We start from the raw sequence: 25887 nt of genomic DNA on the forward strand, positions 1-25887 counted from the left end.
ATCCGAAAGAACTGGAATGCATGAAATTCCGCCATTCATGTCTGATAGTACATAGAATCTCCTCTCATGGACATACTCTCCGACATCCTCCATGTCGCCGGGTTGCGGCGCCGCCTGCTCGACCTGCACGCACTCAGCCCCGAAGCCGCGCTGCGCTTTCCTTGCGACCGCAGCTTCGGCCTGCACGCGGTCACGCGGGGCCGGGCCTTCGTGCACGCACCCAACCTGGACGAGCCGCTGGAGCTGCAGACCGGCGACCTGGTGCTCATGGCACGCGGCTGCGTGCACCTGCTCTCGCTGGACCGCGAGCCGCCGGCGCGCAGCACCACGGTGCCGATCGCGCGCTTTGTGGGCGGAGGCCTGGCCGATACCGCCCCGGACAGCCGGGCGCCCCACGACCCCGCCGCGCCCACCCAGGTCATCAGCGCCGCCTACCAGCTCTGGCACGACCCGCTGCACCCTTTCCTGCGCAGCCTGCCGCCGTGGTTCGTGGTGCGCGGCCACAGCCTGCCGCAGCTGTCGGCCGTGCCGCTCACGCTCGGTCTGCTGGACCGTGAGCTGGGCGACCAGGCGCTGGGCGCGACCTCGGCCACCCACGGTCTGCTGGACGCGCTGTTCGCCTTCGCGCTGCGCGAGATCGCCGCGCGCGAGAACCCCGGCGTGCCCGGCTGGACCCACGCCATCGCCGACCGGCCGATCCGCCAGGTGCTGACCCTCATGCACGGCAACCTCGGCCACGGCTGGACGCTGGACGAGCTGGGCCAGCAGGTGGGCCTGTCGCGTTCGGCGCTGGCCGAGCGCTTCCGCAGTGCCATGGGCGACACGCCGCTGAACCACCTGCGCAGCCTGCGCATGCAGAAGGCCATGCAGCTGCTGGCCGAGACACGGCAGACGCTGGAGCACGTGGCGCAGGCCGTGGGCTACCAGGACGCGTTCGGCTTTTCCAAGGTGTTCAAGCGCACCACCGGCCAGTCGCCGCGCCAGTTCCGCGATCAGGACGCGGCCGACCGTCAGACCGAGTGGCGCATCCAGGAGGCCTCCTGAACACATCGGCGGCGGAGCGTGGGGGCTACAACCCGTAGGGGTACAGTGTCGGCCTTTGCGCCCAGGCGCTGTTCGGCTCCCACGCCCTCCACACCATGACCCTGCCCCGCTGCCCGAAATGCCAGTCCGAGTTCACCTACGAGGATGGTGCGCTCTACATCTGCCCCGAATGTGCCCATGAGTGGAACAAGGCCGGCGATGACGAACCCGCAGAAGAAGCCAGGGTCTGGAAGGACGCGTTCGGCAATCTGCTGGCCGACGGCGACAGCGTGACACTGGTCAAGGACCTCAAGCTCAAGGGCTCGTCGGCCGTCATCAAGGTCGGCACCAAGGTCAAGAACATCCGCCTGGTCGAGGGCGACCACGACATCGACTGCAAAATCGAGGGCTTTGGTGCGATGCAGCTCAAGTCCGAGTTCGTGAAGAAGAGCTGATCTCCCCCATGGGCCGCATCGTCGTCTACTGCCAGCCCGGCGCCAAGCAGACCCAGTGCGTCGGCCTGCACGACGGCAAGCCCAAGATCCAGCTGAAGGCGCCACCGGTCGACGGTGCGGCCAACAAGGCCCTGATCGGCTTTCTCTCCGAGGTGTTCGGCGTACCCAGGTCGGCCATCAGCATCGAGCTCGGCGCGTCCGGCCGCACCAAGCGGGTGGAGGTGGCCGGGGTGGACGACGGGGAACTCAGCCGCCGGCTGCTCGCGGCGGCATGAACGCGGTGCGGCCCGGCCGGCCGGGCAGCGAGAGCTGCGCCTCGGTGGGCGCGGTCTGCGCCAGCAGCTTGCCCTTGCGCCACACCTTCAGCCGCGTCGCGCGCAGGCGGATCGCCTCCACCGGGTCGCGCGCCTGCAGCAGCACGAAGCTCGCGTCCTGCCCCGCGTCAATGCCATAGCCTGTCAGGCCCATCACCCTCGCCGCGTTCACCGTCACGGCGTCGAAGCACTGGCGCATGCCGGCCTGGCTGGTCATCTGCGCCACGTGCAGGCCCATGTGCGCCACCTCCAGCATGTCGCCGCTGCCCAGCGAGTACCAGGGGTCCATCACGCAGTCGTGGCCGAAGGCCACCGTGACGCCGGCCGCCATCAGCTCGGGCACGCGCGTCATGCCGCGGCGTTTGGGGTAGGTGTCGTGCCGGCCCTGCAGCGTGATGTTGATCAGCGGGTTGGCCACCGCGCTCACGCCGGCCTCGGCGATCAGCGGGATCAGCTTGCTCACGTAGTAGTTGTCCATGCTGTGCATGGAGGTGAGGTGCGAGCCGTTGACCCGGCCCTGCAGGCCCAGACGCTGCGTCTCGAAGGCCAGGGTCTCGATGTGGCGGGACAGCGGGTCGTCGCTCTCGTCGCAGTGCATGTCCACCGGCAGACCACGTTCGGCCGCGAGTTCGCAGAGCAGCTTCACGCTGGCCGCGCCATCGGCCATGGTGCGTTCGAAGTGCGGGATGCCGCCGACCACGTCCACGCCGAGGTCCAGCGCGCGCTTGAGCTTGTCCAGTCCGCCGGGCGAACGCAGCACACCATCCTGCGGGAACGCCACCAGCTGCAGGTCCAGGTAAGGCGCCACGCGCTTCTTCACCTCCAGCATCGCCCGCACCGGCAGCAGGCTGGGGTCGCTGGTGTCCACGTGGCTGCGGATCGCCAGCAGGCCTTTGGCCGCCGCCCAGTCGCAGTAGGCCAGCGCGCGGTCGACCAGGGCCTCTTCGGTCAGCAGCGGCTTGAGCTCGCCCCAGAGCGCGATGCCTTCGAGCAGGGTGCCGCTCTGGTTCACGCGCGGCAGGCCATAGCTGAGCGTCGCGTCCATGTGGAAGTGGGGGTCGCAGAACGGCGGACTCAGCAGCAGGCCGGTGGCGTCCACGGTCTCGTGCGCGGGCGCCTGCAGGCCCTCGGTCACCTCCACGATGCGACCGCCCTGCACCGCGACCGACATGCCGGTACGGCCGTCGGGCAGGCTGGCGTGGGTGATCAGCAGGTCGAGCATGTCGGTCTTCCGTCAGGCCGCATGGCGGCGATAGCTGGCCAGCAGCAGGGCCAGCAGGCCCATGCCCACCGCGCAGCCCCGGTGGAGCCAGCGCAGGCCGGCCTGCGACAGCCAGCGCACCGCCTGCCGCCCGGCCAGCGCGTAGGCCACCATCACCAGCGCGTCGATGGTCACGAACAGAGCGCCCAGCAGGGCGTACTGCGGCGCCAGCGCCTGCACCGAGTCCACGAACTGCGGCAGGAAGGCGGCGAAGAACAGCAGCGCCTTGGGGTTGGAGAGGGCCACCGTCAGACTGCGGGTGAAGGCCGCGCGGCCCTGCACCTCTCGCCCCGGCACCTGGGCCAGCGTGGCCTGCACATCGGCCACCGGGCTGCGCCATAGCTGCACCGCCAGCCACAGCAGGTAGAGCACGCCGACCGTGCGCACGGCATCGAACAGCCAGGCCGAGGCCAGCATCAACGAACCCAGGCCGATGGCGACGACGGAGATCACCGCTGCACTTCCCAGCGTCGCACCGCCGATGCCCCAGGCCGCGCGCCGCAGGCCACCTCCCATGCCGTTGGACAGCGCCAGCAGCATGGTGGGGCCGGGGATCACCGCCAGCGCGAGCGCAGCGGTGGCGAACATCAGCAAGGTCTGGATGGTGGGCATGGCTTCATTGTGTGCCGAAGATGCGGTCGCCCGCGTCGCCCAGACCGGGCAGGATGTAGCCGTGCTCGTTGAGCTGACGGTCGATGGCCGCGGTGTAGATGGGCACGTCCGGGTGGGCTTTCTCCATCGCGGCCAGGCCTTCGGGGCAAGTCAGCAGGCAGACGAACTTGATGGACTTCGGGTTGCACTCCTTGAGCCGGTCGATGGCGGCGATGGCCGAGTGGCCGGTGGCCAGCATCGGGTCCACCACGATGGCGTCGCGCTCGTGCATCTCGGTCGGCATCTTGAAGTAGTACTCCACCGCGGTCAGGGTCTTGGGGTCGCGGTAGAGGCCGATGTGGCCCACGCGCGCGCCCGGCACCACGCTGAGCATGCCGTCCAGGATGCCGTTGCCCGCGCGCAGGATGGAGACGAAGACCAGCTTCTTGCCGTCGATGACCTGGCCGGTCATGGTCTCCAGCGGCGTTTCCACCAACAGGTCCTGCATGGGCATGTCGCGCGTGACCTCGTAGGTCATGAGCATGGACAGCTCGTTCAGCAGCCGGCGGAAGCTGTTGGTGCTGGCCGTCCTGCTGCGCATGAGCGTGAGCTTGTGCTGCACCAGCGGGTGGTTCACGACGTGGACGTTGCTCATGGTGGGGGCCTTGTGTGAAGGTGATGGAAAGGAATCAGAAAACCGTGCCGTCGCTGACGATATTCAGAGGTGGCAGACCGCCGCGCAGGCGCTGCGCCAGCACACGGCCCGCGGCCCAGGTGCCGCCTTCGAGCACGCAGGCCAGCGGCATGACCTGTTCGCTCAGACCCAGCTCGGCGCGCACCAGGGGCGCGAGCTCGTCCAACAGCGCCACGGTGAGTGCACGCCATTCGACGATGAAGGCATCGCCCGCCTGCCAGGGGTGCGTGGCCCAGCCGGCCGGCAGGGGCTCCAGCACACCGGCGTCGATCAGCAGGCCGCCGTTGCGGTATTCCGGCAGGCCGGTCAGCGCGTCGAGCCCTGTCACGCGAAGGCCCCCCCACTCGAAGGGTTCGAGCAGCGAGTAGGTGAGCCACTGCGAGAGCTTGTGGAACGGCATCCAGCCCGCCGTCGGCCCCTCGCCCGCCACGGCGGGGTGGCGCCAGCAGTCGCCCAGCGGCTCGCCGGCTATGGTGTTCTGCGCGGGCCAGATGCCGGACAGTGCGCCCAGCAGCAGCACCAGGATGTCGTGCGCAGCCACCGCGCCGCCCCCCTGCGCGGTCAGTGCATCGAACAGGCCTCCGGGCCTCCCCTGCGGCCCAAACACCGCCGGCTGCGTGCCCAGCACCTCGCCCAGCCGGCGCAGCAGCGCGGCCCGGCCGTCCAGCCCCACCAGGGGGTTGGCGGGGCCGACCTGGAACGCCTGCGCCAGCCGGCCGGCTGTGACCGCCCGAAGACCGGCCGCGTCCACACGGAACGGCTGCTTCGAATCGCTGGAGAACAGGCCCTGCATGAACGCGTGAAAGCTCGCCACCCCCAGTCCTTCGGAGCGCGCGAAGCGCTGGCCGCTGGCGGTTTCCAGGTAGGACCAGTCGGCGCCCGCCCCGGCGTCCAGCAGCACGCTGACCAGCACCAGGTCGATCTGTGCCCGGGCACGCTCGGCGGCTGTCACCGCACCCAGGGCGTGGTCGAGCATGGCACGCCGGTCCACGCCGCCGGCCTCGAAGTGCCGCCAGCGGCTGTGGTACGGAATGCGGCCGTCGGGGTAGCGCTCGCGCGTGAGCGCGGCCACGGTGCGCGCGGCACCCACGAGTGCGGCATCGTGCACCACAAAGTGCTCCGAAGCGCCTGCGCGTGCCCGCGCCAGCAACTGCCGCGCACGGGAACGGACGGCCGCGGTGGAACGCAGCACACGGGCCGCACCGGTGGGGGTGGACGGGTCGGGCACCGTCATGCCCCCAGCGCCCGGCCCTTGGCCTTTTTCAGTTCTTCGGCATCGGGCACGGCACCGGGGGTGAAGTAGCCGGCCGCCATCTTGGCGTCCATCTCCACCCGCGCGTCGGCCGGGATCAGCTCGTCGGGGATGTTGATGCGCTCGCCCACCTCGATGCCCGAGCCGGTGATGGCGTCGTACTTCATGTTGCTCATCGACACCAGCCGGTGGATCTTCGTGATGCCCAGCCAGTGCAGCACGTCGGGCATGAGCTCCTGGAAGCGCATGTCCTGCACGCCGGCCACGCATTCGGTGCGCGCGAAGTACTGGTCGGCCGTGTCGCCGCCCACCTGGCGCTTGCGCGCGTTGTAGACCAGGAACTTGGTCACCTCGCCCAGCGCGCGGCCCTCCTTGCGCGAGTAGGCCACCAGGCCCACACCACCCCGTTGCGCGCCCTGGATGCATTCCTCGATGGCGTGCGTCAGGTAGGGCCGGCAGGTGCAGATGTCGGAGCCGAACACGTCCGAGCCGTTGCACTCGTCGTGCACGCGCGCGGTCAGGGTCACGGCCGGATTGGCCAGGTCGCGCGGGTGGCCGAAGATGTAGAGCGTCTGCCCGCCGATGGGGGGAAGGAAGACTTCGAGGTCCGAGCGCGTGACCAGTTCCGGGTACATGCCGCCGGTCTCCTCGAACAGCACGCGGCGCAGGTCGGCCTCGCTGCAGCCGAAGCGTTTCGCCACGCCGGGCAGGTACCACACCGGCTCCACCGCCACCTTGGTCACCACGGCCGCGCCGCCGGCCGTGAGCAGCTGGCCGTCGGGTTTCAGGCGCCCTTTCTGCAGCGCGTCGATCACCTCCGGCAGCAGCACGTGGGCCTTGGTGATGGCGATCGTCGGGCGGATGTCGTAGCCGGCGGCCAGTTCCTGCGCATAGACGTCGGCCACCTCGGCGCCCCAGGGGTCGAGGCTGACGATCTTGCCCGGCTCGGCCCACTGCGGGTAGGGGCCGACCACGTCGGTGGGTGCGGTGTTGGTCAGGTCGGCCCTGTGCTCCCGTTTGAGGGCGCCGGCCGCCACCGCCAGCGCACGGTAGACGCTGTAGCTGCCACTGTGGGTGCCGATCACGTTGCGGTGCGCGCGGTTGGTGGTGGTGCCCACCACCGGCCCGCGTTCGCGCGCTGTGGCCGCGCCCCACTGGATCGGCAGGGCGCCGAAGCCGCCCGAGTGCGAGGTGAGCCGGATGTGGCGCGGGTGCGGCGTCTGGGCCAAGGCCGGGGCCTCGCCGGATGGCATGGGAACGTCTGCGGACATGGACTGGTCCTGTGGTGAAAGCCCCTGGGGGCGAACCGGCGGCAGTGGCGCGAGGCCGCTGCCGTCACCCGGTGTCCGTTGTAGCAAGGCGGATGCCAGCCGTCCACCCGCTGGCCCTCCGTACAATCCCGGCCCTCCCCTTCCCCGACCTCTTTTTTCATGCACTACGCCGTCTCACACCACAAGCTCAAGCTCATCCTCAGCGGCGCCGGCCTCAAGTCCGGCGACGCCGCCGGCATCGACAAGCTCTTTGGCGGCAAGGACGGCTACTACTGGTTCGGCACCCTGCGCGACATGTGCCCCGAGGGCAAGACCCTGACCTGGGACAACCAGTACGCGCTGGTGGCGGCCATCCAGGCGCACGAGGACGCCAGTGCGGCCGAGGACGAGATGCCGCCTGAGAAGCCGACGCCGGCCCACATCGCGGCCATCTGCAAGCTCCTGGCGATCTGAGCATGAACGCGCCGACCCACCCGCTCCAGGTCGCCGTGCTGGGTGCCGGCGCGGTCGGCTGTTACTACGGCGGCATGCTGGCGCGCGCCGGCCACCGCGTCACCCTCGTCGGCCGGCAGCAACACGTGCAGGTGTTCGACGCGCAGGGCCTGCGCATGCAGACCCAGACCTTCGACGAAACGGTGAAAGTCGCGGCCAGCACCGAGGCCTCGGCCGTGGCCGGCGCCGACCTGGTGCTGTTCGCGGTCAAGTCGCCCGACACCGAACACGCGGGCGCGCAGATGCGCGAGCACCTCCAACCCGGCGCCCTGGTGCTGTGCCTGCAGAACGGCGTGGACAACGCGGACCGCCTGCGCGCCGTGCTGCCGGGCGCGGCGGTGGCCGCCGCCGTGGTCTATGTGGCCACCGAGATGGCCGGCCCCGGCCATCTGCGCCACCACGGGCGCGGCGAACTCGTCATCGAACCGTCACCCGCCAGCCATGCGGTGGCCCAGGCCCTGGGCGCCGCGGGCGTGCCCACCGAGGTGAGCGACAACGTGCGCGGCGCGCTCTGGGCCAAGCTCATCCTCAACTGCGCCTACAACGCGCTGTCGGCCGTGGGCCGCATCGCCTACGGCGAACTGGTGCAGCGGCCCGGGGTGCAGGACATCATGTGCGACGTGGTGGCCGAATGCCGCGCGGTGGCCGCGGCCGACGGCGTGACCCTGCCCGGCGACGTGGACGCGGCCGTGCGCCGAATCGCCGAGACCATGCCGACGCAGTACTCGTCCACCGCCCAGGACCTGATGCGCGGCAAACCCAGCGAGATCGACCACCTCAACGGCTACGTGCTGCGGCGCGGCCAGGCCCTGGGCGTACCCACGCCGGCCAACCGGGTGTTGTGGGCCGTCGTGAAGCTGGTCGAATCCGGCGCCGCGCGCTGAAATAACCCGTCTGCAAACGTCAATTCTGACGGGGGCCCCCCAGGGGTTTCGAGCCACATCCTGTACAACGGGCTCCCTGCTATCAAGACCACCCCGACCACGGCGGTGTCACCGCCCCCACTCCTTCATCGTGTCTTCTGGTTTGCGCAACAGTCTTCGGCTTCAGCTGGTGCTGCTCATCGGTGGGCTGGCCGTGGCCAGTGCAGCGGGCTATGTGCTACTGACCACGCACCTGGTGCAAAAGCAGATCGAAGCCGACCAGTTCATGCTGCAGCGCATCCTGGTCACGCGCATGGCCTCCCAGCTCGACCAGGACATGAACGCGCGCACCACCGAACTGCGCTTCATTGCGAGCCTGGACCGGCTGCGCGACCCGCAACGGGCCCCGCAGGACAAGCAGGCCTTGCTGCTGACCAAGAAAGCCATCTACCCCTTCTACGCCTGGATCGGCATCACCGACACACAAGGCCGCATCGTGGCGAGCACCGAGCCGCGCATCAATGGCGCGGACGTGTCGCAGCGCTCGTGGTTCCTCGGAGGCCGGCAGCGACTGCACCAGGAGGACATCCACGACGCGGTGCTGCTGGGCAAGCTGCTGCCACCGCCGGAGCTGGATGAGCTGCCGCTGCGGCTGATGGACATCTCCCTGCCCCTGCACGACCGGGAAGGCCGGTTCATCGGCGTGCTGGCCACCCACCTCAGTCTGGACTGGGCCTACCAGCTGCGCCACCAGCTGCTGGACCAGCTGGACATTCAGGGGCTGGAAATGCTGCTGGTCAACCGGGACGGCGAAGTCATCGTGGGCAGCCCCACCCTGCCCGCCCGCTCCGCGACCAACCTGTCGTCGCTCGCGGTGCTCAGAAGCACCAAGGCGGGCCGGGTGGCCACCGCCATCGAAACCTGGCCCGATGGCCGGCGCTACCTCACCGCAGCCGCTCCGGCTCTGGGCACCCACCCTTTTCCCGGCCTGGGCTGGGCGGTGCTGGTCCGGCTGGACGAAGCGAGCGCCTTTGCAGACGCACGGCGCCTGGGCTGGCGGGCGCTCGCCGTGGGCCTGGTGTCTGCGCTGCTGTTCTCCTGGGTCATCTGGTGGGCCATGGGCCGCAAGCTGCGACCCATGGAGCGCCTGAGCCAGGCGGTGGCCGACCTGGACGTCGGCCGCCCGCTGGAGACCTTGCCGGAAGTGGAGGGTGACGGCGAGGTCGCCGTGTTCGCCCGCTCCATGGCCCGCCTGGTGAATGCGCTGGGCGAAAGCCGCGAGCGCTTCCAGATGCTGTTCGACCATGCCCCCGTGGCGATGGCCTTCATGGCTGCAGACGGCAAGGTGCTGCTGCTCAACGCCCGCTTCACGCAGCTGCTGGGCTACGAAGCCCGGCACGTGCCCCACGTCGACCAGTGGTTCGTGCAGGCCTTCCCGGAGGGGCCGGCCCGGGAAGCGGCCCGCGAACGCTGGCAACGGGCTTTGCCACACATCGGCAAATCGCCCCTGGCGCTCCCGCCCACCGAATATCCGTTGCGCTGCTTTGACGGCAGCGTCCGCATCGTCGAGGCTGGCGGCATTGCCCTGCCCGACGGCATGCTGGTGTCCTTTCAGGACCTCACCGAACGCCGCCGCGCCGAAGCCGGCCTGCGCCTGTGGGCCGAGGCCTTCGAGCACAGCGAGGTCGGGCTGGTGATTTCCGACGTGAGGACCGAAACCCTCATCGCAGCCAATCCCGCCTTCGCCCAGCAGCGGGGCTACACCGCCCAGGAGCTGACTGGCCTGCCGGTGTCGCGCCTGTACCCCGAGCGCGCGATGAGCAACCTGTACGCCGCCATGGAAAAGGCGTACGAAGACGGCCACATCGTCTTCGAGACCGAGCACATCGCCCGCGACGGGCGCATCTTCCCGGTGCTCATCGACCTCACGGTGCTGCGCGATCCCAACGGCCAACCCGCGCGCCGTGTGTCCTATGTGCAGGACCTGACCGAGCGCGAACACGCCGCGCGGGAAATCCGCCGCCTCAACACGGAGCTGGAGCAGCGCGTGGTCGAGCGCACCGCCGAGCTCAGTGCAGCCAACCGGGAACTCAATTCTTTCGCCGCCGCGGTCACCCACGACCTGCGCGCGCCGCTGCGCACGGTGAACGGGTTCGTCCAGATCCTGCGGGACGAGTTCGCGGAACCGCTTGGCGACGAAGGGCGGACTCACCTGCAGCGCATTCAGGAAGGCACGCGCCGCATGAGCGAACTCATCGAAGGGTTGCTGGCCCTCTCCCGCCACACCAACAAGCCGCTGGAGCGGACCCGGGTCGACCTCTCCGCCATTGCCAGTCGGCGCCTGGCGGAGCTGGCCGCCTCAGAACCGGCGCGGCGGGTGGTGGTGGACGTCGAGCCCGGCCTGGAGGCCGACTGCGACGCCGCCCTGGCCGAAGCCCTGCTGGTCAACCTGCTGGACAACGCCTGGAAATACAGCGCCAAGACGGCGCAGGCGCACATCGGCTTTCGCCGCGACACGGTCGGCGGACTGACCGGTTTCTGCGTGAGCGACAACGGTGCCGGCTTCGACATGGCCAAGGCTGGCCACCTGTTCGAACCGTTCCAGCGCCTGCACCGCCCCAGCGAATTCCAAGGCACCGGGGTGGGCCTGGCGACGGTGCGGCGCATCGTCGACCGGCACGGTGGCCGCATCACCGTGCAGGCGGCGCCCGGTCAGGGTGCCCGCTTCTGCTTCACGCTGCGGGCGGAGACCTGACGCCCCGGGCCTTTATGGCCTCTGGGTGCCCACCACCTCGATTTCCACGCGGCGGTTCTGGGCGCGGCCTTCGCGCGTCTGGTTGGAGGCCACGGGCTGCGACTCGCCACGGCCTTCGGTCCTGATCTGCTCGCTCGGCACACCCTTGCTGACCAGGTAGGCCTTCACCGCCTCGACACGGCGCAGCGAGAGCTTCTGGTTGTAGGCCTCGCTGCCGATGGCGTCCGTGTGGCCCACCGCGATGATGGTCTCGACATTCACCTTCGAGAGCTCACCCACCAGGCCGTCGAGCGCGGCCTTGCCGGCCGGCTTGATGACCGACTTGTCGAAGTCGAACAGGGTCTCGGCCTGGAACGACAACGACCGGACGGGCGCGGGTGCGGGCGCTGGCGCGGGGGCTGGCGCCGGTGCCGGCGCAGGCACCGGGGCCTGTGCGACCGGTGCGGGTGCGGGCTCCGGCTTGAGGGCACCGTCGCAGTCCGGATGGGCCGTGGCCGGGGTCCAGCTGCTGTTTCGCCAGCACAGCTCGTTCGTGCCGTTGCGCCAGGGCAGTGAGCCGTCGCCGCTGGTCCAGTTGTCGACTGTCTGGGCGCCAGCGGCAGAGGCCAGGCCGACCGCTGCAGCCAGCAGCGCGATGCGGGGGAGGTTGCGCTTGTTCATGGTGGGTTCCTTTTCTCGAAGCTCCGGCGGAGCGTGGTTGGAAGGACTCTGGCGGGTCGGTCCTCTTCCCTGCCGAGTGAACCCATTCTGATTTTTGCGGCCCCTCCGGCCCCATCGGAAGCCGCCGCATGCGCGTGTAGGACAACACGCCATCGAAAGGCCGCGTCCTCCGCGGCCGCCGCTGCTCAGGGCAGCGTGGTGGCCAGGTGCGTGTACAGCGGAATGCCCAGCAGCAGGTTGAGCGGAAAGGTCAGCCCCAGCGAGAGGCCGAAGTACAGCGACGGGTTGGCCTCGGGGATCGCGTAGCGCACCACCGCCGGCACGGCGATGTAGGACGCACTGGCCGCCAGCGTCATCAACAACGCCGTGTCACCCGCCTGCAGACCGGCGGTGCGGGCCAGCGCCCAGGCCAGCGAGGCGTGCAGCAGCGGCGCCAGCACACCATAGGCCAGCAGCACCGGCGAGCGGCCCCGCAGACCTGGCAGGTTGCGCGCGGCCATCAGGCCCATGTCGAGCAGGAAAAAGGCCAGCATGCCCTTGAACAGGTCGCCCGAGAACGGCTGCATGGCCTCGCGCCCGGCCTCGCCGGTCATCAGACCCACCGCCATGGCGCCGATCAGCAGCAGCTGCGAGCCGTCGGTGAAGGATTCGTGCAGCAGCTTGCGCCAGTCGGTGGACCCGCCACCACCGGTCGGCCCGGCCAGCACCGCCGCGCCGCCGCCGCCCACCACCAGACCGGCCGGCGCGGTCTGCTGCTGGCGCAGCCGGTTGGCCATCAGCACCGCCAGCACGATGGCCGGCGACTCCATCAGGGCCATGGCCGCCGCCATGTGGCCGCCGTAGGGCAGCCCGATGCGGTCCAGATGGCCGGTGGCGGTGATGAAGGTCACCGCACTGACCGAACCGTAGGTGGCCGCCAGCGCGGCCGCGTCGAAGCCGGAGACCCAGCGCCGCAGCAGCGTGTAGCCGATCAGCGGCACCACCACCGCCAGCACCACGGCAATGCCCAGGCCCGCGACCACCTGGGTGTTCAGGCCAGAGGCCGCGAGCGCGAACCCACCCTTGAGGCCCAGGGCCATCAGCAGGTACATGGAGAGGAAGCGGGAGATCGCGGGCGGGATCTCCAGGTTCGAGCGCACCAGGCCGGCCATCACGCCGACCACAAAAAACAGGATGGCCGGATCGACCAGGTTGTTCAGATTCATGGAATGTCCTTGTCCTGGGCCGGGATTGTGGAGATCCGGATGCATTCCGTAAAATCGTTTTTTGTGCAGCACAACATAGATAAAAATCTATGAATATCACCTTCCGTCAGATGCGCCTGTTCCTGGCGCTGGCCGACACCGGCAGCGTCAGCGCCGCCGCGCGCGCCCTGCACGTGACGCAGCCCACCGCGTCCATGCAACTGCGCGAGATCACCGAATCGGTGGGTCTGCCGCTGTACGAGGTGATCGGCCGCAAGGTCTTCCTGACCGAGGCCGGCCGGGCGCTGGCGCAGACGGCACGCGCCGTCGCCGGCGAATGGGAGCGTTTCGGCCAGCAGGTCAGCGCCATGAAGGGCCTCACCCGCGGGCGCCTGAGCGTGGCGGTGGTCAGCACCGCCAAGTACTTCGTGCCGCGGCTGCTGGGAGGTTTCTGCGAGCAGCATCCGAGCATCGACATCGCGCTGGAGGTGCTCAACCGCGACGGTGTGGTGCAGCGCCTGCGGGAGAACCGCGACGACCTCTACGTCATGTCCCAGCCGCCGGCCGACATGGACCTGGAAGACCAGGTGTTCCTGGACAACCCGCTGCACCTGATCGCTCCCGCCAGCCACCCGCTCGCCCAGCGCCAGCGCGTGACGCTGCCGGCGCTGTCGGGCGAGCGCTTCATCCTACGCGAGCGCGGCTCGGGCACGCGGTTGGCCACCGACCGCCACCTGGCCGCCGCTGGCTTCGCGCCCGCGCTCACACTGGAACTGGGCAGCAACGAGGCGCTGAAGGAAGCCGTGGCCGGTCACCTGGGTGTGGGCATCGTTTCGCGCCACGCGCTCAAGGCCGAGGAAATCGGCCGCGATCTGGTGCTGCTGCCGGTCAGCGGCTTTCCGATCCGCTCGCAGTGGCACCTGGTGCACCCGCGGGCCAAGCAGCTCTCACCGATCGCGCAGGTGTTCCGCGAACACCTGCTGGGCAGCGCGGCGCAGTGGGCGGTCGGCTCGGAGAAGTCTCCGGCGGGCAGGAGGCGCTGACGGCGGTCGCGCCCTGGTTCAGCCCCCGCGTGCGCCCAGCCTCCCCACCGCCTCCAGCCAGCGCTGCACCCGGCCCGGCTTGGGATGGCTGGCGGGTGCGAACAGGGTGAACCGGGCGGGCCGCATGCCCACGAAGTGCAGGATCTGCCCGCGCAGCTGCCAGATCAGCGCGTTGCGGTAGAGCAGGCGCAGGAACAGCGGGGGCGTGTCGGAGGTCACCACCACGTGCGCGCTGCGCCCCGTCAGCAGCGGCCGGGGCATGCCGGTCCAGCTCGGGTGGCGCGTGTCGAAAGCCTGGCCGGGCAGCAGCGAGCGGTCGAACAGGCCCTTGAGCTTGGCCGGCAGGCCGCCCCACCACATCGGCGTGACCAGCACGAAGTGACCACACCACGCGAGGTCGTCCAGGAACTGCTGCAGCGCGGGCTCCAGCGGCTTGGTGGTCTCGTAGCCAGCCCGTCCGAAATCGGCGTCGAAGTCCAGGTCGTGCAGGTGGACCACGCGCAAATCGTGCCCGGCCTCGCGCGCCGCGTCGGCGTAGCGCTGGGCGAGCGAGCGGCAGAGGGAGGCCGGCGCCGGGTGGCCGTCGAGAACCAGGATGCGGGTCATGGGTGATCTCCTTTGAAATTGACCATGGTCAAATTCAATCACAAGTATTGACCATGGTCAATTTAAATTTGACTGCGGTCAACGCCTGCGGCACAGTCCTGCCATGCGCAAAGCCGTCCAGCAGAGAACCCTTGAAACGCGGGCCCGCCTGACCGAGGTGGCCCAGGCCCTGGTGAACGAAAAAGGCTTCGAGGCCTTGCGCATCGACGAGGTGGTGCAGCGCGCCGGAGTCGCCAAGGGCACCTTCTTCGCCCACTTCACCGACAAGGACGAGCTGATGGACCTGCTCATCGGCGAGCGCATCAACGCCCAGCTCGACCGCATGGCCGCCGCCGCCCCGCCCCGCAACGCCGAACAGCTCGCACGGCGCCTGATGCCACTGCTGGAACTGATGGCGTTGGAGCGTTACGTGTTCGACGTGATCCTGCGCCGTTCGGGTGCGGCTGCGATGGAAGAGATCGGCCCCATCGCCACCACCTTCGAGCGCATGGGCCAGGTCTGGGGCCCTTGGCTGGCCACCGGCGACTTCCGCCGGGACGTGCCGGTGGAACTGCTGGTCGAAGGCCTGCAGGCCCTGGTGGTGCAGACCCTGGCGCTGCACTTCTGCGCCCTGCACCAGCACAAGCCCATGAAGGACCGCCTGCTGCCCTACCTGCGGGCCTGGCTGGGTCCGTTCAGCGACACACCGCGCTGAGCCACTGGCCGCAGCGCCGGGTGCGGCCCTCTACGTTCATCCTGTTTTATCCAGTTCAGATAATTATCCAAATCAGCTAACATCAGGAAATGACCAGCGACGGCCTCTTCCACCGCGAAAGCTACGCCGGCCAGATGGCCGGGCAACTGCTCAACCCCGGCCCGCTGGACGAAAGCACGCGGTCGGGCGTGTTCCTTTCGGGCATCCGCCGGGTGGGCAAGACCACCTTCCTGCGCCAGGATCTGATCCCTGCGCTGGAGGCCCGGGGCGCGCTGGTGATCTATGTGGACCTCTGGGCCGATCCGGCCAAGAGCCCGTCAGCCCTGGTGCACGAGGCGGTGCGCCAGACCCTGCAGCAGCTGCAGACCAAAGGCTCGTCCCTGCTCAAACGCATCAAGGGGCTCAATGTCGGCGCGGCCGGGCTCAGCTTCGGCTTCGAGCTGGACAAGGTCGGCGAGCCCGGCGGCACCACGCTCGCCCAGGCCTTCGAGGCGCTGGTCGCGAAGACCAGGGCCAACGTCGTGCTCATCGTCGACGAGGTGCAGCAGACCCTGGGCACCGACGAAGGCCAGGCCCTGCTGCACGCGCTCAAGGCGGCGCGCGACGCCGTCAACGCAAAACCGGGCACGCCGGGCCGCTTCCTCTTCATCGGCACCGGTTCGCACAAGTCCCTGCTGGCCGAGATGACGACCCGGCGCTCGCAGCCCTTCGCGGGCGCGCTCTCGGCGTCCTACCAGGTGCTCGGCAAGGACTTCGTGCAGTGGCAGCTGGAGCGCATCGGCACCCAGCCCGGCCTGGTCCTGCCCAGCCTGGACGCCGCGTGGCACGGCTTCCAGACCCTGGGCCACCGGCCGGAGGAACTGCTCAAGGCCCTGCGCCAGCTGCAGCAGGCCCGAGGCACCGACGCGGACACCGCCTGGCACATCATCTGCGCAACCCTGGCCGGCGCCGCGGCCGACGCCGACCTCAAGGCCTTCGACGACCTGGGCGAACTCGGCAAGGCGGTGTTCGAGCGCATCGCCGCAGGCGGCGAACAAGGCGTCTCGGGCCTGTTCGGCGCCGAGTCGCTGGCCTTCTACAGCCAGCGCATCGGCAGCGCGGTGGACGCCTCGCAGGTGCAGAAGGTGGTGGACAAGATGGTCGGCGCCCAGCTCATCATCCGGCCCAGCCACGGCGTCTACACGATTGCCGACCCCTTCGTGCGCAAGGTCTGGCAGGAGAAACAGGCGCTGCTGGCGCCGCCCCGGGATCCGCGCTGAACCGGGTCGGAACCGGTGCCTCAGAGGTGGATGCCGCCCGAGGCTTCGATGCGCTGGCCATTGACCCAGCCCAGCTCGCCCGACAGGAGCGCGCCCATCACCTGGCCGATGTCGTCCGGCCGGCCCACGCGACCGAGCGCGGTCTGGCCCGCAATCATGGCGTTGAGCTGCGCGTTGTCGCGCACCGCGCCACCGCCGAAGTCGGTCTCGATCGCGCCCGGCGCGAGGGTGTTGACCGTGATGCGGCGTGGCCCCAGTTCCAGCGCCAGGTAGCGCGTCAGCACCTCGACACCGCCCTTCATGACCGCGTAGGCCGCGTAGCCAGGCAGCGAGAAGCGCGCCAGCCCGGAGGACACGTTGAGGATGCGGCCCCCGTCGGCGATCAGCGGTAGCAGCGCCTGGGTGAGGAAGAAACTGCCCTTGAGGTGCACGCGCAGCATCTCGTCGAACTGGGCCTCGGTGGTCTGGGCGAACGACGCGTGCACGCCGCTGCCAGCGTTGTTGAGCAGGGCGTCAAAGGTCTCACGTTGCCAGTGGGTCCGCAGCGCGGCGCGCACCGCGTCGGCGAATGTGGCAAAGCCGCTGCTGTCGCCCAGATCCAGCGGCAGGGCCACCGCGGTTGCCCCGCGCGCCTGCAGCTCGGCGACCAGGGTCCCGGCATCGGCCGCGCCCTGGCGGTAGGTGACGATCAGGTCAAAGCCACGACTCGCCATCTGCAGGGCGGCGTTGCGTCCGAGGCCTCGGCTGCCCCCGGTGACAAGGGCGATGGGTCGGGTGTTCATGCGGAGGGTCCTTTCAAGGCAGGGTTGGAACAGGCCCGCAGTCTATTGATCGATCCTGAATGAATAAACCCTTTTAATCTGGCTAGACTGTGCAGGAATTCAGACCAATCGATGGCACCATGCACCTCACCGAATCGCTGCGCATCTTTGCCCGTGTGGCCGAACTGGCCAGCTTCAGCGCCGCCGCCGAACAGCTGGGCCTGCCACGCACCAGCGTGTCCGCCGCCGTGCGCGAGGCCGAGACCGAACTCGGCACGCGCCTGCTGCACCGGACCACGCGACGCGTGCAGCTCACCCAGGACGGGCAGGTGGTCTATGAACGCGCGCTGGACCTGCTGGCGGACGTCGACGAGCTGCGCGGCCTCTTCCAGGCCGAACCCGCCGCGCTGCGCGGGCGCCTGCGCGTGGACATGCCGCAGACCCTGGCCCGGGAACTCGTCATCCCTGCGCTGCCGCGCTTCATGGCCGAGCACCCGGCGCTGGAGATCGAGCTCTCGTCGGTGGACCGCCGCGTGGACCTGGTGCGCGAAGGCTTCGACTGCGTGCTGCGCGTCGGCCACCTGGCCGATTCCAGCCTGATCGCCCGGCCCCTGGGCGCCTACCTCATGGTCAACCTGGCCAGTCCCGCCTACCTCCAGGCCCACGGCAGACCCCGCACGCTGGCCGATCTGGGCCGGCACCGCCTGGTGCACTACGTGCCCACGCTGGGCAACAGGACCGACGGCTTTGAATACGTGGACACCGACGGCACGGTGCACACCCTGGCCATGGACGGCGCGCTCACCGTCAACACCACCGCCGCCTACGAAGCCGCCGCCCTGGCCGCTCTGGGCATCGTCCAGATGCCGGAGGCCGGCATGCGCGCCCACCTGCAGGCCGGGCGGCTGGTGGAGGTGCTGCCGAAATGGCGCGCCGCCCCCCTGCCGGTCTCCGTGGTCTATGCCCACCGCCGCCACCTGCCGCAGCGTGTGCAGGTGTTCATGCACTGGCTGGCGGCGCTCATCACCCCCCGGTTGCAGGCCTGACCGACACGGCGGCGACAGCCCGCACTGGTGCCGGCGCCATGCGGCGGATATATTTCGCATGCGAAACAAATCAGACACCGCATGCCACCCGTCCGACCACCCCGCCTCATCTTTCTGCTCAACGCGGCCCAGCGCCGCCTGCAGCAGCTCGTGGCCGCCGAGCAGCTGCGCCTGGCCCACGAGAGCGAGCACGCCCCGTCGCCCGCGCAGGGCGGCCTGCTGTTCGTGCTGCAGAACGGCGACGGTCGCACCATGGGCGAGGTCTCGCAGGAGCTGGACCTCGCGCCCTCGGCCACCACGGGCCTGGTGCAACGCACCGAGGCGCTGGGCTGGGTGCGGCGCGCCGCCTGCCCGCAGGACGCGCGCACCCAGCGCGTGTGGCTGCTGCCCGCCGGGCGCGAACAGCTGCCGCTGCTGCGCTCGGCCGTGCAGCGCATCAACCGCCGGCTGACCAACGGTTTCACCCCCGACGAGTTGGCCACCGTGGCCCGCTGGCTGCAACACGTGCAGCAGACCACCCAGGAGTCCGACGAACCATGAACATTCCGCACCAGCCCACCGACGAAACCGTGTCCATCACCTGCGCCGACGGCCAGCGACTGCGCGGCCACTTCATCGCCCGCAGCGGCGGCGCACCGGGCGGCCTGCCGGTGCTCATCTCGCCGGCCACCGGCGTGCGGCAGCACTTCTACCTGCGCTTTGCGCGCTGGCTGGCCGCGCAAGGCCATGACGTGCTGGTGTTCGACTACCGGGGCATCGGCCTGTCGCTGCAGGGGCGCCTCAAGGACTGCCGCGCCACCCTGGCCGACTGGGGCCAGCAGGACCAGGTCGCGGCGCTGGACTGGCTGCTCGCGCGCACCGGCGCGGCGCAGGCCGTCATCGTCGGCCACAGCGCGGGCGGGCAGATGATCGGCCTGCTGCCCAACCACCACCGTGTGGCGCGGCTGGTGGGCATCTCGGCCTCCACCGGCTGGTTCAAGGCCATGCGGCCCGGCTTCCGCCTGAAGGCCAACTTCGGCATGCGGCTGGTGCTGCCGCTGGGCACCCGCCTCACCGGCTACGGCACCACCGCCCTGCTCGGCCTGGGCGAGAACCTGCCGGCCGGCGTGGCGCTGCAGTGGTCGCGCTGGTGCGCGCGCGGCGGCTACGCCACCAACGCCGTGCGCCACCAGCCCGAGCGCGACTTCCACGCCCAGGTGCGCACGCCTGTGACCGTGCTGCACGCCGAAGACGACGACATCGCCAACCCGGCCACCGTGGCCGACCTGCTGCGCACCCTGCCCGCCGCGCCGCGCCAGGCCCACTGCCTCAAGCCGCGCGACCTCGGCCTGCGCCACCTCGGCCACCTCGACTGGTTCCGGCAGTCGCACCAGAGCGTGTGGCCGCTGATGGCGCGGGCGGTGCGGGGCGAAGCCGTGCGGTCTGCGCCGGGACACTGAACACGCCCGCTGCGCTACGCTCGGGCATGCCCGCACCGACCAGCCACCCCGCCGATCGGGACACACCGGCCGGTTCGGCCCAGGGCCTCTCCTCGGCCACGGCCGCCCGGCGGCTGGCCGAGGACGGCCCCAACGCCCTGCCCGGCGGCCAGCGCCGCAGCCTGCTGTCCATCGCGCGGGACACGGCGAAGGAGCCCATGTTCGCGCTGCTGCTGGCCGCGGGCACGCTCTACCTGGCCTTCGGAGACCTGCAGGAAGGGCTGACGCTGTTCGGCTTCGTGCTCGTCACGCTGGGGCTGACGCTGTACCAGGAGGGCAAGACCGAGCGTGCCATCGAGGCGCTGCGCGACCTGACCAGCCCCCGTGCGCTGGTGGTGCGCGACGGCGTGGTGCAGCGCATCGCCGGCTGCGACGTGGTGCGCGGCGACCTGCTGCAGCTGAGCGAGGGCGACCGCGTGCCGGCCGATGCCCTGCTGCTGTCGGCCGATGGCGTGCAGGCCGACGAGTCGCTGCTGACGGGCGAGCCGGTTCCGGTGGCCAAGCGGGCCGCCCTGCCCGACGAACTTCCTGCGGCCGCACCCGGCGGCGACGACCTGCCCACGGTGTACGCCGGCACGCTGATCGTGCGCGGGCAGGCGCTGGCCCGGGTCACGGCCACGGGGGCGCGCAGCGAGATCGGCCGCATCGGCCTGGCGCTGGGCACGCTGGACAACGAACGCTCCCCGCTGCAGCGGCAGACCACCGCGCTGGTGCGCAGGCTGGCCCTGCTGGCGCTGCTGCTCAGCCTGGCGCTGGTGCTGGTGCACGGGCTGGCGCGCGGCGACTGGCTGCAGGCCACGCTGGCCGGCATCGCGCTGGCCATGGCCATGCTGCCCGAGGAATACCCGGTGGTGATGACCGTGTTCCCCGCGCTGGGCGCACGCCGCCTGTCGCGCGAAGGCGTGCTCACGCGGCGCATCAACGCCATCGAGACCCTGGGCGCCACCACGGTGCTGTGCAGCGACAAGACCGGCACGCTGACCGCCAACCGCATGACGGTGACCCACCTGGCCGCAGGCGGCGCTGCGCTGCCCGACCGCCTGGCGCTGGACACGCTGGGCAGTGCGCCGCTGCCCGAGGCCTTCCACACGCTGGTGGAGTATTCGATCCTGGCCAGCGTGGTGGAGCCGTTCGACCCGATGGAGAAGGCCTTCCACCAGCTGGGCGCGCGCTTCCTCGCTGACACCGAACACCTGCACCACGACTGGCGGCTGGTGCAGACCTACGCGCTGAGCCCGGCGCTGCGCGCCATGTCGCACGTGTGGGCGGCGTCGAGCGGCGGCGCGCAGACGGTGGCCGCCAAGGGCGCCCCCGAAGCGGTGATGGACCTGTGCCATCTCGATGCGACCCAGCGGGCGCACATCGCGGCGGTGGTGGACGGGCTGGCCGCACAGGGCCTGCGCGTGCTGGCCGTGGCCAGCGGCCGGTTCGAGGGCGAGGTCTGGCCCGCCAACGAACACGATTTCGACTTCAGCTTCGTCGGCCTGCTGGGTCTGGCCGACCCCGTGCGCCCGCAAGTGCCGGCGGCGATTGCCGAGTGCCGTACGGCAGGCATCCGCGTGGTCATGATCACCGGCGATTACCCCACCACCGCGCTGACCATCGCGCGGCAGGCGGGACTGGCCACATCGCTCACTGCGAACGACGTGCTCTCGGGCGACGAGATGGCATCGCTCGGCGATGCCGCGTTGCAGGAACGGATGACGCACGTCAGCGTGTGCGCACGCATCGCGCCGGAACAGAAGCTGCGCATCGTGCAGGCGCTCAAGGCGCGCGGCGACATCGTGGCCATGACCGGCGACGGCGTGAACGACGCGCCCGCCCTGCGTGCCGCACACGTGGGCGTGGCCATGGGCTTGCGCGGCACCGACGTGGCGCGCGAGGCGGCCTCGCTGGTGCTGGTGGACGACGACTTCGCGGCCATCGTGCGCGCGGTGCGCCTGGGGCGGCGCATCTTCGACAACCTGCGCAAGGCCATGTCCTACATCCTCGCGGTGCACGTGCCGATTGCCGGCATGGCGCTGCTGCCGGTGCTGTTCGGATGGCCCGCCCTGCTGTTCCCGATGCACATCGCGCTGCTCGAACTCATCATCGACCCGGCCTGCTCGATCGCCTTCGAAAACGAACCGGCCGAAAGCGACCTGATGCAGCGCCCGCCACGCGAGGTCCACACGCCACTGTTCGGCGGCGCCACCCTGTGGCTGGCCCTGCTGCAGGGTCTGGGCGTGCTGGTCGCAGTGCTGGGCGCCTTCGCCTGGGCCGCGCCCCGCCTGCCCGAAGCCGAGGCGCGCGCCCTGGCCTTCGCGACGCTGGTGGTGGGCAACCTGGCGCTGATCCTGTCCAACCGCTCGGCCACCGAGCCGTTCTGGGTCACGCTGCGCAGGCCCAACCGCGCGCTCTGGGTGGTGGTGGGGCTGGCCCTGGCGCTGCTGCTGGCGGCGCTGCATGTGCCCTGGGCCGTGGAGATGCTGCGCTTTGCGCCGCTGGCCCGGAGCGAACTCGCGGCGGCCTGCGGGCTCGGCCTGCTGAGCGTGCTCTGGTTCGAGGCCCTCAAACGGGTGAGGCGCGGGCGGCGGGTACACCGCTGACCGGACGGGGGTATTTAGCGCCGCGCGAAGAAGCACGCTACACTGCGCGCCTGCTCCGGGGTGCACGGGCCTGCCAAGGCCCGGCGCTGAGATGGTGTGACACACCGAACCCGTGAACTTGATCCGGCTAGTACCGGCGAAAGAAGAGCGTTGCCTTGAAGGACCCGTGGTGGGGGCGCATCCGTCCACACCCCTGGTCCCTCCGGGCGGTCCTCCGGAGCTGTTCGTTTTCGCAACAGCTTTTTCAATCAGGAGACCGCCCGATGAACGCCCCCGACAAGCTCCAGCAGCTGCTCACGCTCACGCGCGAGCCTTTCCCGCAATCCCGCAAGGTCCATGTGTCCGGCGCGATGCCCGGCGTGCAGGTGCCGATGCGCGAGATCGCGCTGACCAACGGAGAGACCGTCACGGTCTACGACACCTCCGGCCCGTACACCGACCCGGCCGCCGGCATCAACATCCGCCAGGGCCTCAAGCCGGTGCGCAGCGAATGGGTGGCCGCGCGCGGCGACACCGAAGCCTACGAAGGCCGCGCCCGCGTGGCGCTGGACGATGGCGGCAAACACGGCGAGGTGGCCGATGCGCGCATCGAGGCCCTGCGTGCCGAAGCCGCGGGTCTGCAGCGCCAGCCGCTGCGCGCGAAGGCGGGACAGAACGTCACGCAGATGCACTACGCACGAAAGGGCATCGTCACGCCCGAGATGGAATACATCGCGATCCGCGAAAACGGCAAGCGCGAGTGGATGAAGGAATACCTGGGCGACGCCGAGCGCGAGGCGCGCCTGAAGGGCAACGGCATGGGCGCGCGCATCCCCGACGTGATCACGCCCGAGTTCGTGCGCGACGAGGTGGCGCGCGGCCGCGCGGTGATCCCGGCCAACATCAACCACCCCGAGGTGGAACCGATGATCATCGGTCGCAACTTCCTGGTGAAGATCAACGCCAACATCGGCAACTCGGCCGTCACCTCGTCGATCGAGGAAGAGGTGGAGAAGCTGGTGTGGTCGATCCGCTGGGGCGGCGACACGGTGATGGACCTCTCGACCGGCAAGAACATCCACACCACGCGCGACTGGATCGTGCGCAACTCGCCGGTGCCCATCGGCACGGTGCCGATCTACCAGGCGCTGGAGAAGGTGGGCGGTGTGGCCGAGGACCTGAGCTGGGACATCTTCCGCGACACGCTGATCGAGCAGGCCGAACAGGGCATCGACTACTTCACCATCCACGCCGGCGTGCGCCTGCCCTTCATCCACCTGACCACCAAGCGCCGCACCGGCATCGTCTCGCGCGGCGGCTCCATCCTGGCCAAGTGGTGCATCACGCACCACAAGGAAAACTTCCTGTACACGCATTTCGAAGAGATCTGCGAAATCATGAAGGCCTACGACGTGACCTTCTCGCTGGGCGACGGCCTGCGTCCGGGCTCGGGCGCGGACGCCAACGACGAGGCGCAGTTCGCCGAGCTGCGCACGCTGGGCGAGCTGACGCAGATCGCCTGGAAGCACGATGTGCAGACCATGATCGAAGGCCCTGGCCATGTGCCCATGCACATGATCCAGGCCAACATGGACGAGCAGATCAAGCACTGCCACGAGGCGCCGTTCTACACCCTGGGCCCGCTGACCATCGACATCGCGCCGGGCTACGACCACATCGCGAGCGCCATCGGCGCGGCCATGATCGGCTGGATGGGCACGGCCATGCTGTGTTACGTCACGCCCAAGGAACACCTTGGCCTGCCCGACCGCGACGACGTCAAGCAGGGCATCATTGCCTACAAGATCGCGGCCCACGCGGCCGACGTGGCCAAGGGCCACCCGGGGCAGCGCGCGCGCGACGACGCGATGAGCAAGGCGCGCTTCGAGTTCCGCTGGCGCGACCAGTTCGCCCTCGGCCTGGACCCGCAGACCGCCGAGGCCTACCACGACGAAACCCTGCCCAAGGACTCGTCCAAGGAAGCGCACTTCTGCTCCATGTGCGGCCCAAAGTTCTGCAGCATGAAGATCACGCAGGACGTGCGCGACTACGCCGCCGCGAAAGGCCTGAGCGAAGAGCAGGCCCTGGCCGACGGCATGGCGCGCAAGAGCGAAGAGTTCAAGGCGGTGGGCGGCGAGTTCTACGTGCCGGTGGACACACTGACCAGTCGTTCGCCGGGCCGCCCCAAGGACGACGGCACCCCCTCGGGGGGCCAGGCGCAGCCTGGGTGGGGGGCCACGGACTCGGAGGGCTGAGCCATGGCGCGCATCGGGATCGCGGGGGCCGGTCTGCTCGGCCGGCTGCTGGCCTGGCGGCTGGCGGGCACGCACGAGGTGACGGTATTCGACCCGGCCGACGGCCCCCAGGCCCGCAGCGACGGCCAGGGTCCGGCGGCCTTCACCGCGGCGGGCATGCTCAGCCCGCTGGCCGAGCTGGACAACAGCGGCCCGGCCATCGCGGCGCTGGGCTGGCGCTCGATGGTGCTGTGGCGCGAGATCACCGATGCGCTGGCGCGCGCAGGCTCGTCGCACACGGGCGCCCTGCCCGCCGCCTGCGGCAGTTGCACCGGCTGTGCGACCACCCTCGGCCAGCCTGAACAACCGGCGCTGCAGCTGCGCACCCTGGGTAGCCTGCTGGTGGCGCACGGCAGCGACCTGGGCGCGGCCCAGCGCGTGCTGGCGCGGCTGGCCCAGGCGCCCGACCTGGCCGGCGTGGTGCAGACCCCGCAGCGGCTGGACCGCGCCGCCCTGTCCACGCTGGAGCCCGCCATCGACCCGCGCCTGCACGCCTGGCTGCTGCCGGGCGAGGGCCAGATCCTGCCGCTGCAGGTGCTGCCCGCGCTGTGTGCGGCCGCGTGCGGCGTGCGCTGGCGCTGGCAGCACACGGTGGCGTCGGTGCAGCCGGGACGCATCGTGCTGGACGATGGCGGCGAAGAGCGCTTCGACCTCGCCATCGACGTGCGCGGCACCGGCGCGCGGCCCGAGTTGCCGGTGCGTGGCGTGCGCGGCGAGGTGGTCTGGCTGCAGGCGCCCGGCGTGCCGCTGCAGCGGCCGGTGCGCCTGCTGCACCCGCGCCACCGCGTCTACATCGTGCCGCGCCCGGGCGACCACATCGTCATCGGCGCCAGCGAGATCGAGAGCGAAGACCGCTCACCCGTGAGCCTGCGCAGCGCGGTGGAGCTGATGGCCGCCGCCCAGAGCGTGCTGCCCGAGCTGGCCGAGGCGCGCATCGTGCACCTGGAAACCAACCTGCGCCCCGCCCTGCCCGACAACGAGCCGCGCATCGAACATCAGGACGGCCTGCTGCGCATCAACGGCCTGTACCGCCATGGCTGGCTGCTCGCGCCGGCACTGGTCGAAGACGCCTTGCAGCAATGCTTCTCCCCCGTCACAACATGCTGACGTTCAACGGAACCGATCTTCCCTGCCCCGAGGGGCTGACACTGGCCCAGCTGCTGGATGAGCAGGGCCTGGAGGCCGATACCATCGCGACCGCCGTCAACGGCGCCTTCGTGCCGCGTGCGCTGCGCGCCACCACCGTCCTGCAGCCCAACGACACTGTGCTGACCTTCCAGGCCATCGTCGGCGGCTGACCCCACTCACCGAAACCGGAGACCCC

25 protein-coding genes and 1 riboswitch are annotated in these 25887 nt (G+C 70.1%); of the genes, 16 read left to right on the plus strand and 9 right to left on the minus strand.

Annotated elements, in window-relative coordinates; all coding sequences use genetic code 11:
* The first annotated feature begins 66 nt into the window (after nt 1-66).
* The 3 genes from RCO38_RS10030 to RCO38_RS10040 all read left to right on the plus strand — a co-directional run bounded on the left by RCO38_RS10030 (nt 67) and on the right by RCO38_RS10040 (nt 1753).
* The gene (locus RCO38_RS10030; protein ID WP_308328173.1) at nt 67-1044 is read left to right on the plus strand and encodes an AraC family transcriptional regulator; all 978 of its coding nucleotides are present in this window, start codon (nt 67-69) and stop codon (nt 1042-1044) included.
* 95 nt (nt 1045-1139) lie between these two features.
* Nucleotides 1140-1478 (plus strand): zinc ribbon domain-containing protein YjdM, encoded by a 339-nt coding sequence (locus tag RCO38_RS10035; RefSeq protein WP_308328174.1) that lies wholly within the window; start codon nt 1140-1142, stop codon nt 1476-1478.
* An 8-nt stretch (nt 1479-1486) separates the two neighbouring features.
* The gene (locus tag RCO38_RS10040; protein ID WP_308328175.1) at nt 1487-1753 is read left to right on the plus strand and encodes a DUF167 domain-containing protein; all 267 of its coding nucleotides are present in this window, start codon (nt 1487-1489) and stop codon (nt 1751-1753) included.
* Here the strand turns inward: RCO38_RS10040 and RCO38_RS10045 are convergent.
* Genes RCO38_RS10045 through RCO38_RS10065 form a run of 5 tightly spaced genes read right to left on the minus strand, consistent with a single transcriptional unit; the run spans nt 1725 to nt 6861 of the window.
* Entirely contained in the window at nt 1725-3014 is a 1290-nt protein-coding gene (locus RCO38_RS10045) for an amidohydrolase family protein (RefSeq protein WP_308328176.1), read from the minus strand. The two genes, RCO38_RS10040 and RCO38_RS10045, sit on opposite strands and share 29 nt — an antisense overlap.
* A 12-nt stretch (nt 3015-3026) precedes the next feature.
* Nucleotides 3027-3665: a LysE family translocator gene (locus RCO38_RS10050; protein WP_308328177.1), complete on the minus strand. Its 639-nt coding sequence runs from the start codon at nt 3663-3665 to the stop codon at nt 3027-3029.
* 4 nt (nt 3666-3669) lie between these two features.
* Nucleotides 3670-4299, minus strand: coding sequence for a uracil phosphoribosyltransferase (upp, locus tag RCO38_RS10055; protein ID WP_308328178.1), 630 nt, complete (start codon nt 4297-4299; stop codon nt 3670-3672).
* A gap of 34 nt (nt 4300-4333) precedes the next feature.
* A complete protein-coding gene (locus RCO38_RS10060; protein ID WP_308328179.1) occupies nt 4334-5572 on the minus strand; it encodes a URC4/urg3 family protein in 1239 nt (412 codons plus the stop codon).
* Nucleotides 5569-6861, minus strand: a complete 1293-nt coding sequence (locus tag RCO38_RS10065; protein WP_374694534.1) for a GTP cyclohydrolase II — start codon at nt 6859-6861, stop codon at nt 5569-5571. The genes RCO38_RS10060 and RCO38_RS10065 overlap by 4 nt, the downstream gene beginning before the upstream one ends.
* A gap of 159 nt (nt 6862-7020) precedes the next feature.
* Here RCO38_RS10065 and RCO38_RS10070 point away from each other — a divergent pair, with 159 nt between their 5' ends.
* The 3 genes from RCO38_RS10070 (at nt 7021) to RCO38_RS10080 (ending at nt 10971) form a co-directional block, all read left to right on the plus strand.
* Nucleotides 7021-7314: a hypothetical protein gene (locus RCO38_RS10070; protein WP_308328180.1), complete on the plus strand. Its 294-nt coding sequence runs from the start codon at nt 7021-7023 to the stop codon at nt 7312-7314.
* A gap of 2 nt (nt 7315-7316) precedes the next feature.
* A complete protein-coding gene (locus RCO38_RS10075; protein WP_308328181.1) occupies nt 7317-8237 on the plus strand; it encodes a ketopantoate reductase family protein in 921 nt (306 codons plus the stop codon).
* A gap of 130 nt (nt 8238-8367) precedes the next feature.
* On the plus strand, nt 8368-10971 hold the full coding sequence (locus RCO38_RS10080) for a sensor histidine kinase (protein ID WP_308328182.1): 2604 nt from the start codon (nt 8368-8370) through the stop codon (nt 10969-10971).
* 12 nt (nt 10972-10983) lie between these two features.
* Here RCO38_RS10080 and ompA read toward each other — a convergent pair whose 3' ends face one another.
* Nucleotides 10984-11631 carry an outer membrane protein OmpA gene (ompA, locus tag RCO38_RS10085; protein ID WP_308328183.1) on the minus strand — a complete coding sequence of 216 codons (648 nt, stop codon included), beginning with the start codon at nt 11629-11631 and terminating at the stop codon, nt 10984-10986.
* Nucleotides 11632-11816: 185 nt separating this feature from the next.
* Nucleotides 11817-12830 (minus strand): sodium-dependent bicarbonate transport family permease, encoded by a 1014-nt coding sequence (locus RCO38_RS10090; RefSeq protein WP_308328808.1) that lies wholly within the window; start codon nt 12828-12830, stop codon nt 11817-11819.
* Nucleotides 12831-12925: 95 nt separating this feature from the next.
* Between RCO38_RS10090 and RCO38_RS10095 the strand changes: the two genes are divergently transcribed.
* Nucleotides 12926-13858: a LysR family transcriptional regulator gene (locus tag RCO38_RS10095; RefSeq protein ID WP_308328184.1), complete on the plus strand. Its 933-nt coding sequence runs from the start codon at nt 12926-12928 to the stop codon at nt 13856-13858.
* A gap of 18 nt (nt 13859-13876) precedes the next feature.
* Here the strand turns inward: RCO38_RS10095 and RCO38_RS10100 are convergent, their stop codons facing one another.
* Nucleotides 13877-14464 carry an NAD(P)H-dependent oxidoreductase gene (locus RCO38_RS10100; protein WP_308328185.1) on the minus strand — a complete coding sequence of 196 codons (588 nt, stop codon included), beginning with the start codon at nt 14462-14464 and terminating at the stop codon, nt 13877-13879.
* Nucleotides 14465-14567: 103 nt separating this feature from the next.
* Here RCO38_RS10100 and RCO38_RS10105 point away from each other — a divergent pair, with 103 nt between their 5' ends.
* On the plus strand, nt 14568-15158 hold the full coding sequence (locus tag RCO38_RS10105) for a TetR/AcrR family transcriptional regulator (RefSeq protein ID WP_308328186.1): 591 nt from the start codon (nt 14568-14570) through the stop codon (nt 15156-15158).
* An 89-nt stretch (nt 15159-15247) separates the two neighbouring features.
* Nucleotides 15248-16417, plus strand: a complete 1170-nt coding sequence (locus tag RCO38_RS10110; RefSeq protein WP_308328187.1) for an ATP-binding protein — start codon at nt 15248-15250, stop codon at nt 16415-16417.
* Between the two features lie 20 nt (nt 16418-16437).
* Here RCO38_RS10110 and RCO38_RS10115 read toward each other — a convergent pair whose 3' ends face one another.
* Nucleotides 16438-17199, minus strand: a complete 762-nt coding sequence (locus RCO38_RS10115) for an SDR family NAD(P)-dependent oxidoreductase (RefSeq protein ID WP_308328188.1) — start codon at nt 17197-17199, stop codon at nt 16438-16440.
* 119 nt (nt 17200-17318) lie between these two features.
* On the opposite strand from RCO38_RS10115, the gene RCO38_RS10120 reads away from it, so the two are divergent.
* The 7 genes from RCO38_RS10120 (at nt 17319) to thiS (ending at nt 25861) form a co-directional block, all read left to right on the plus strand.
* The gene (locus RCO38_RS10120) at nt 17319-18224 is read left to right on the plus strand and encodes a LysR family transcriptional regulator (protein ID WP_308328189.1); all 906 of its coding nucleotides are present in this window, start codon (nt 17319-17321) and stop codon (nt 18222-18224) included.
* 81 nt (nt 18225-18305) lie between these two features.
* On the plus strand, nt 18306-18764 hold the full coding sequence (locus tag RCO38_RS10125; protein ID WP_308328190.1) for a MarR family winged helix-turn-helix transcriptional regulator: 459 nt from the start codon (nt 18306-18308) through the stop codon (nt 18762-18764).
* The gene (locus RCO38_RS10130; protein WP_308328191.1) at nt 18761-19663 is read left to right on the plus strand and encodes an alpha/beta hydrolase family protein; all 903 of its coding nucleotides are present in this window, start codon (nt 18761-18763) and stop codon (nt 19661-19663) included. Before RCO38_RS10125 ends, RCO38_RS10130 begins: the two co-directional genes overlap by 4 nt.
* A gap of 26 nt (nt 19664-19689) precedes the next feature.
* Complete coding sequence (locus RCO38_RS10135; RefSeq protein WP_308328192.1) at nt 19690-22290, plus strand: cation-translocating P-type ATPase; 2601 nt, start codon at nt 19690-19692, stop codon at nt 22288-22290.
* Between the two features lie 46 nt (nt 22291-22336).
* Nucleotides 22337-22452, plus strand: a riboswitch (TPP riboswitch).
* Nucleotides 22453-22553: 101 nt separating this feature from the next.
* Nucleotides 22554-24524, plus strand: a complete 1971-nt coding sequence (thiC, locus tag RCO38_RS10140) for a phosphomethylpyrimidine synthase ThiC (RefSeq protein ID WP_308328193.1) — start codon at nt 22554-22556, stop codon at nt 24522-24524.
* Between the two features lie 3 nt (nt 24525-24527).
* Nucleotides 24528-25670 carry an FAD-dependent oxidoreductase gene (locus RCO38_RS10145; protein ID WP_308328194.1) on the plus strand — a complete coding sequence of 381 codons (1143 nt, stop codon included), beginning with the start codon at nt 24528-24530 and terminating at the stop codon, nt 25668-25670.
* Nucleotides 25664-25861 (plus strand): sulfur carrier protein ThiS, encoded by a 198-nt coding sequence (gene thiS / locus RCO38_RS10150; protein WP_308328195.1) that lies wholly within the window; start codon nt 25664-25666, stop codon nt 25859-25861. The genes RCO38_RS10145 and thiS overlap by 7 nt, the downstream gene beginning before the upstream one ends.
* Nucleotides 25862-25887: the final 26 nt, after the last annotated feature.

The sequence above is a fragment of the Hydrogenophaga pseudoflava genome (assembly GCF_031020795.1).
Lineage (GTDB): Bacteria > Pseudomonadota > Gammaproteobacteria > Burkholderiales > Burkholderiaceae_C > Hydrogenophaga > Hydrogenophaga pseudoflava_A.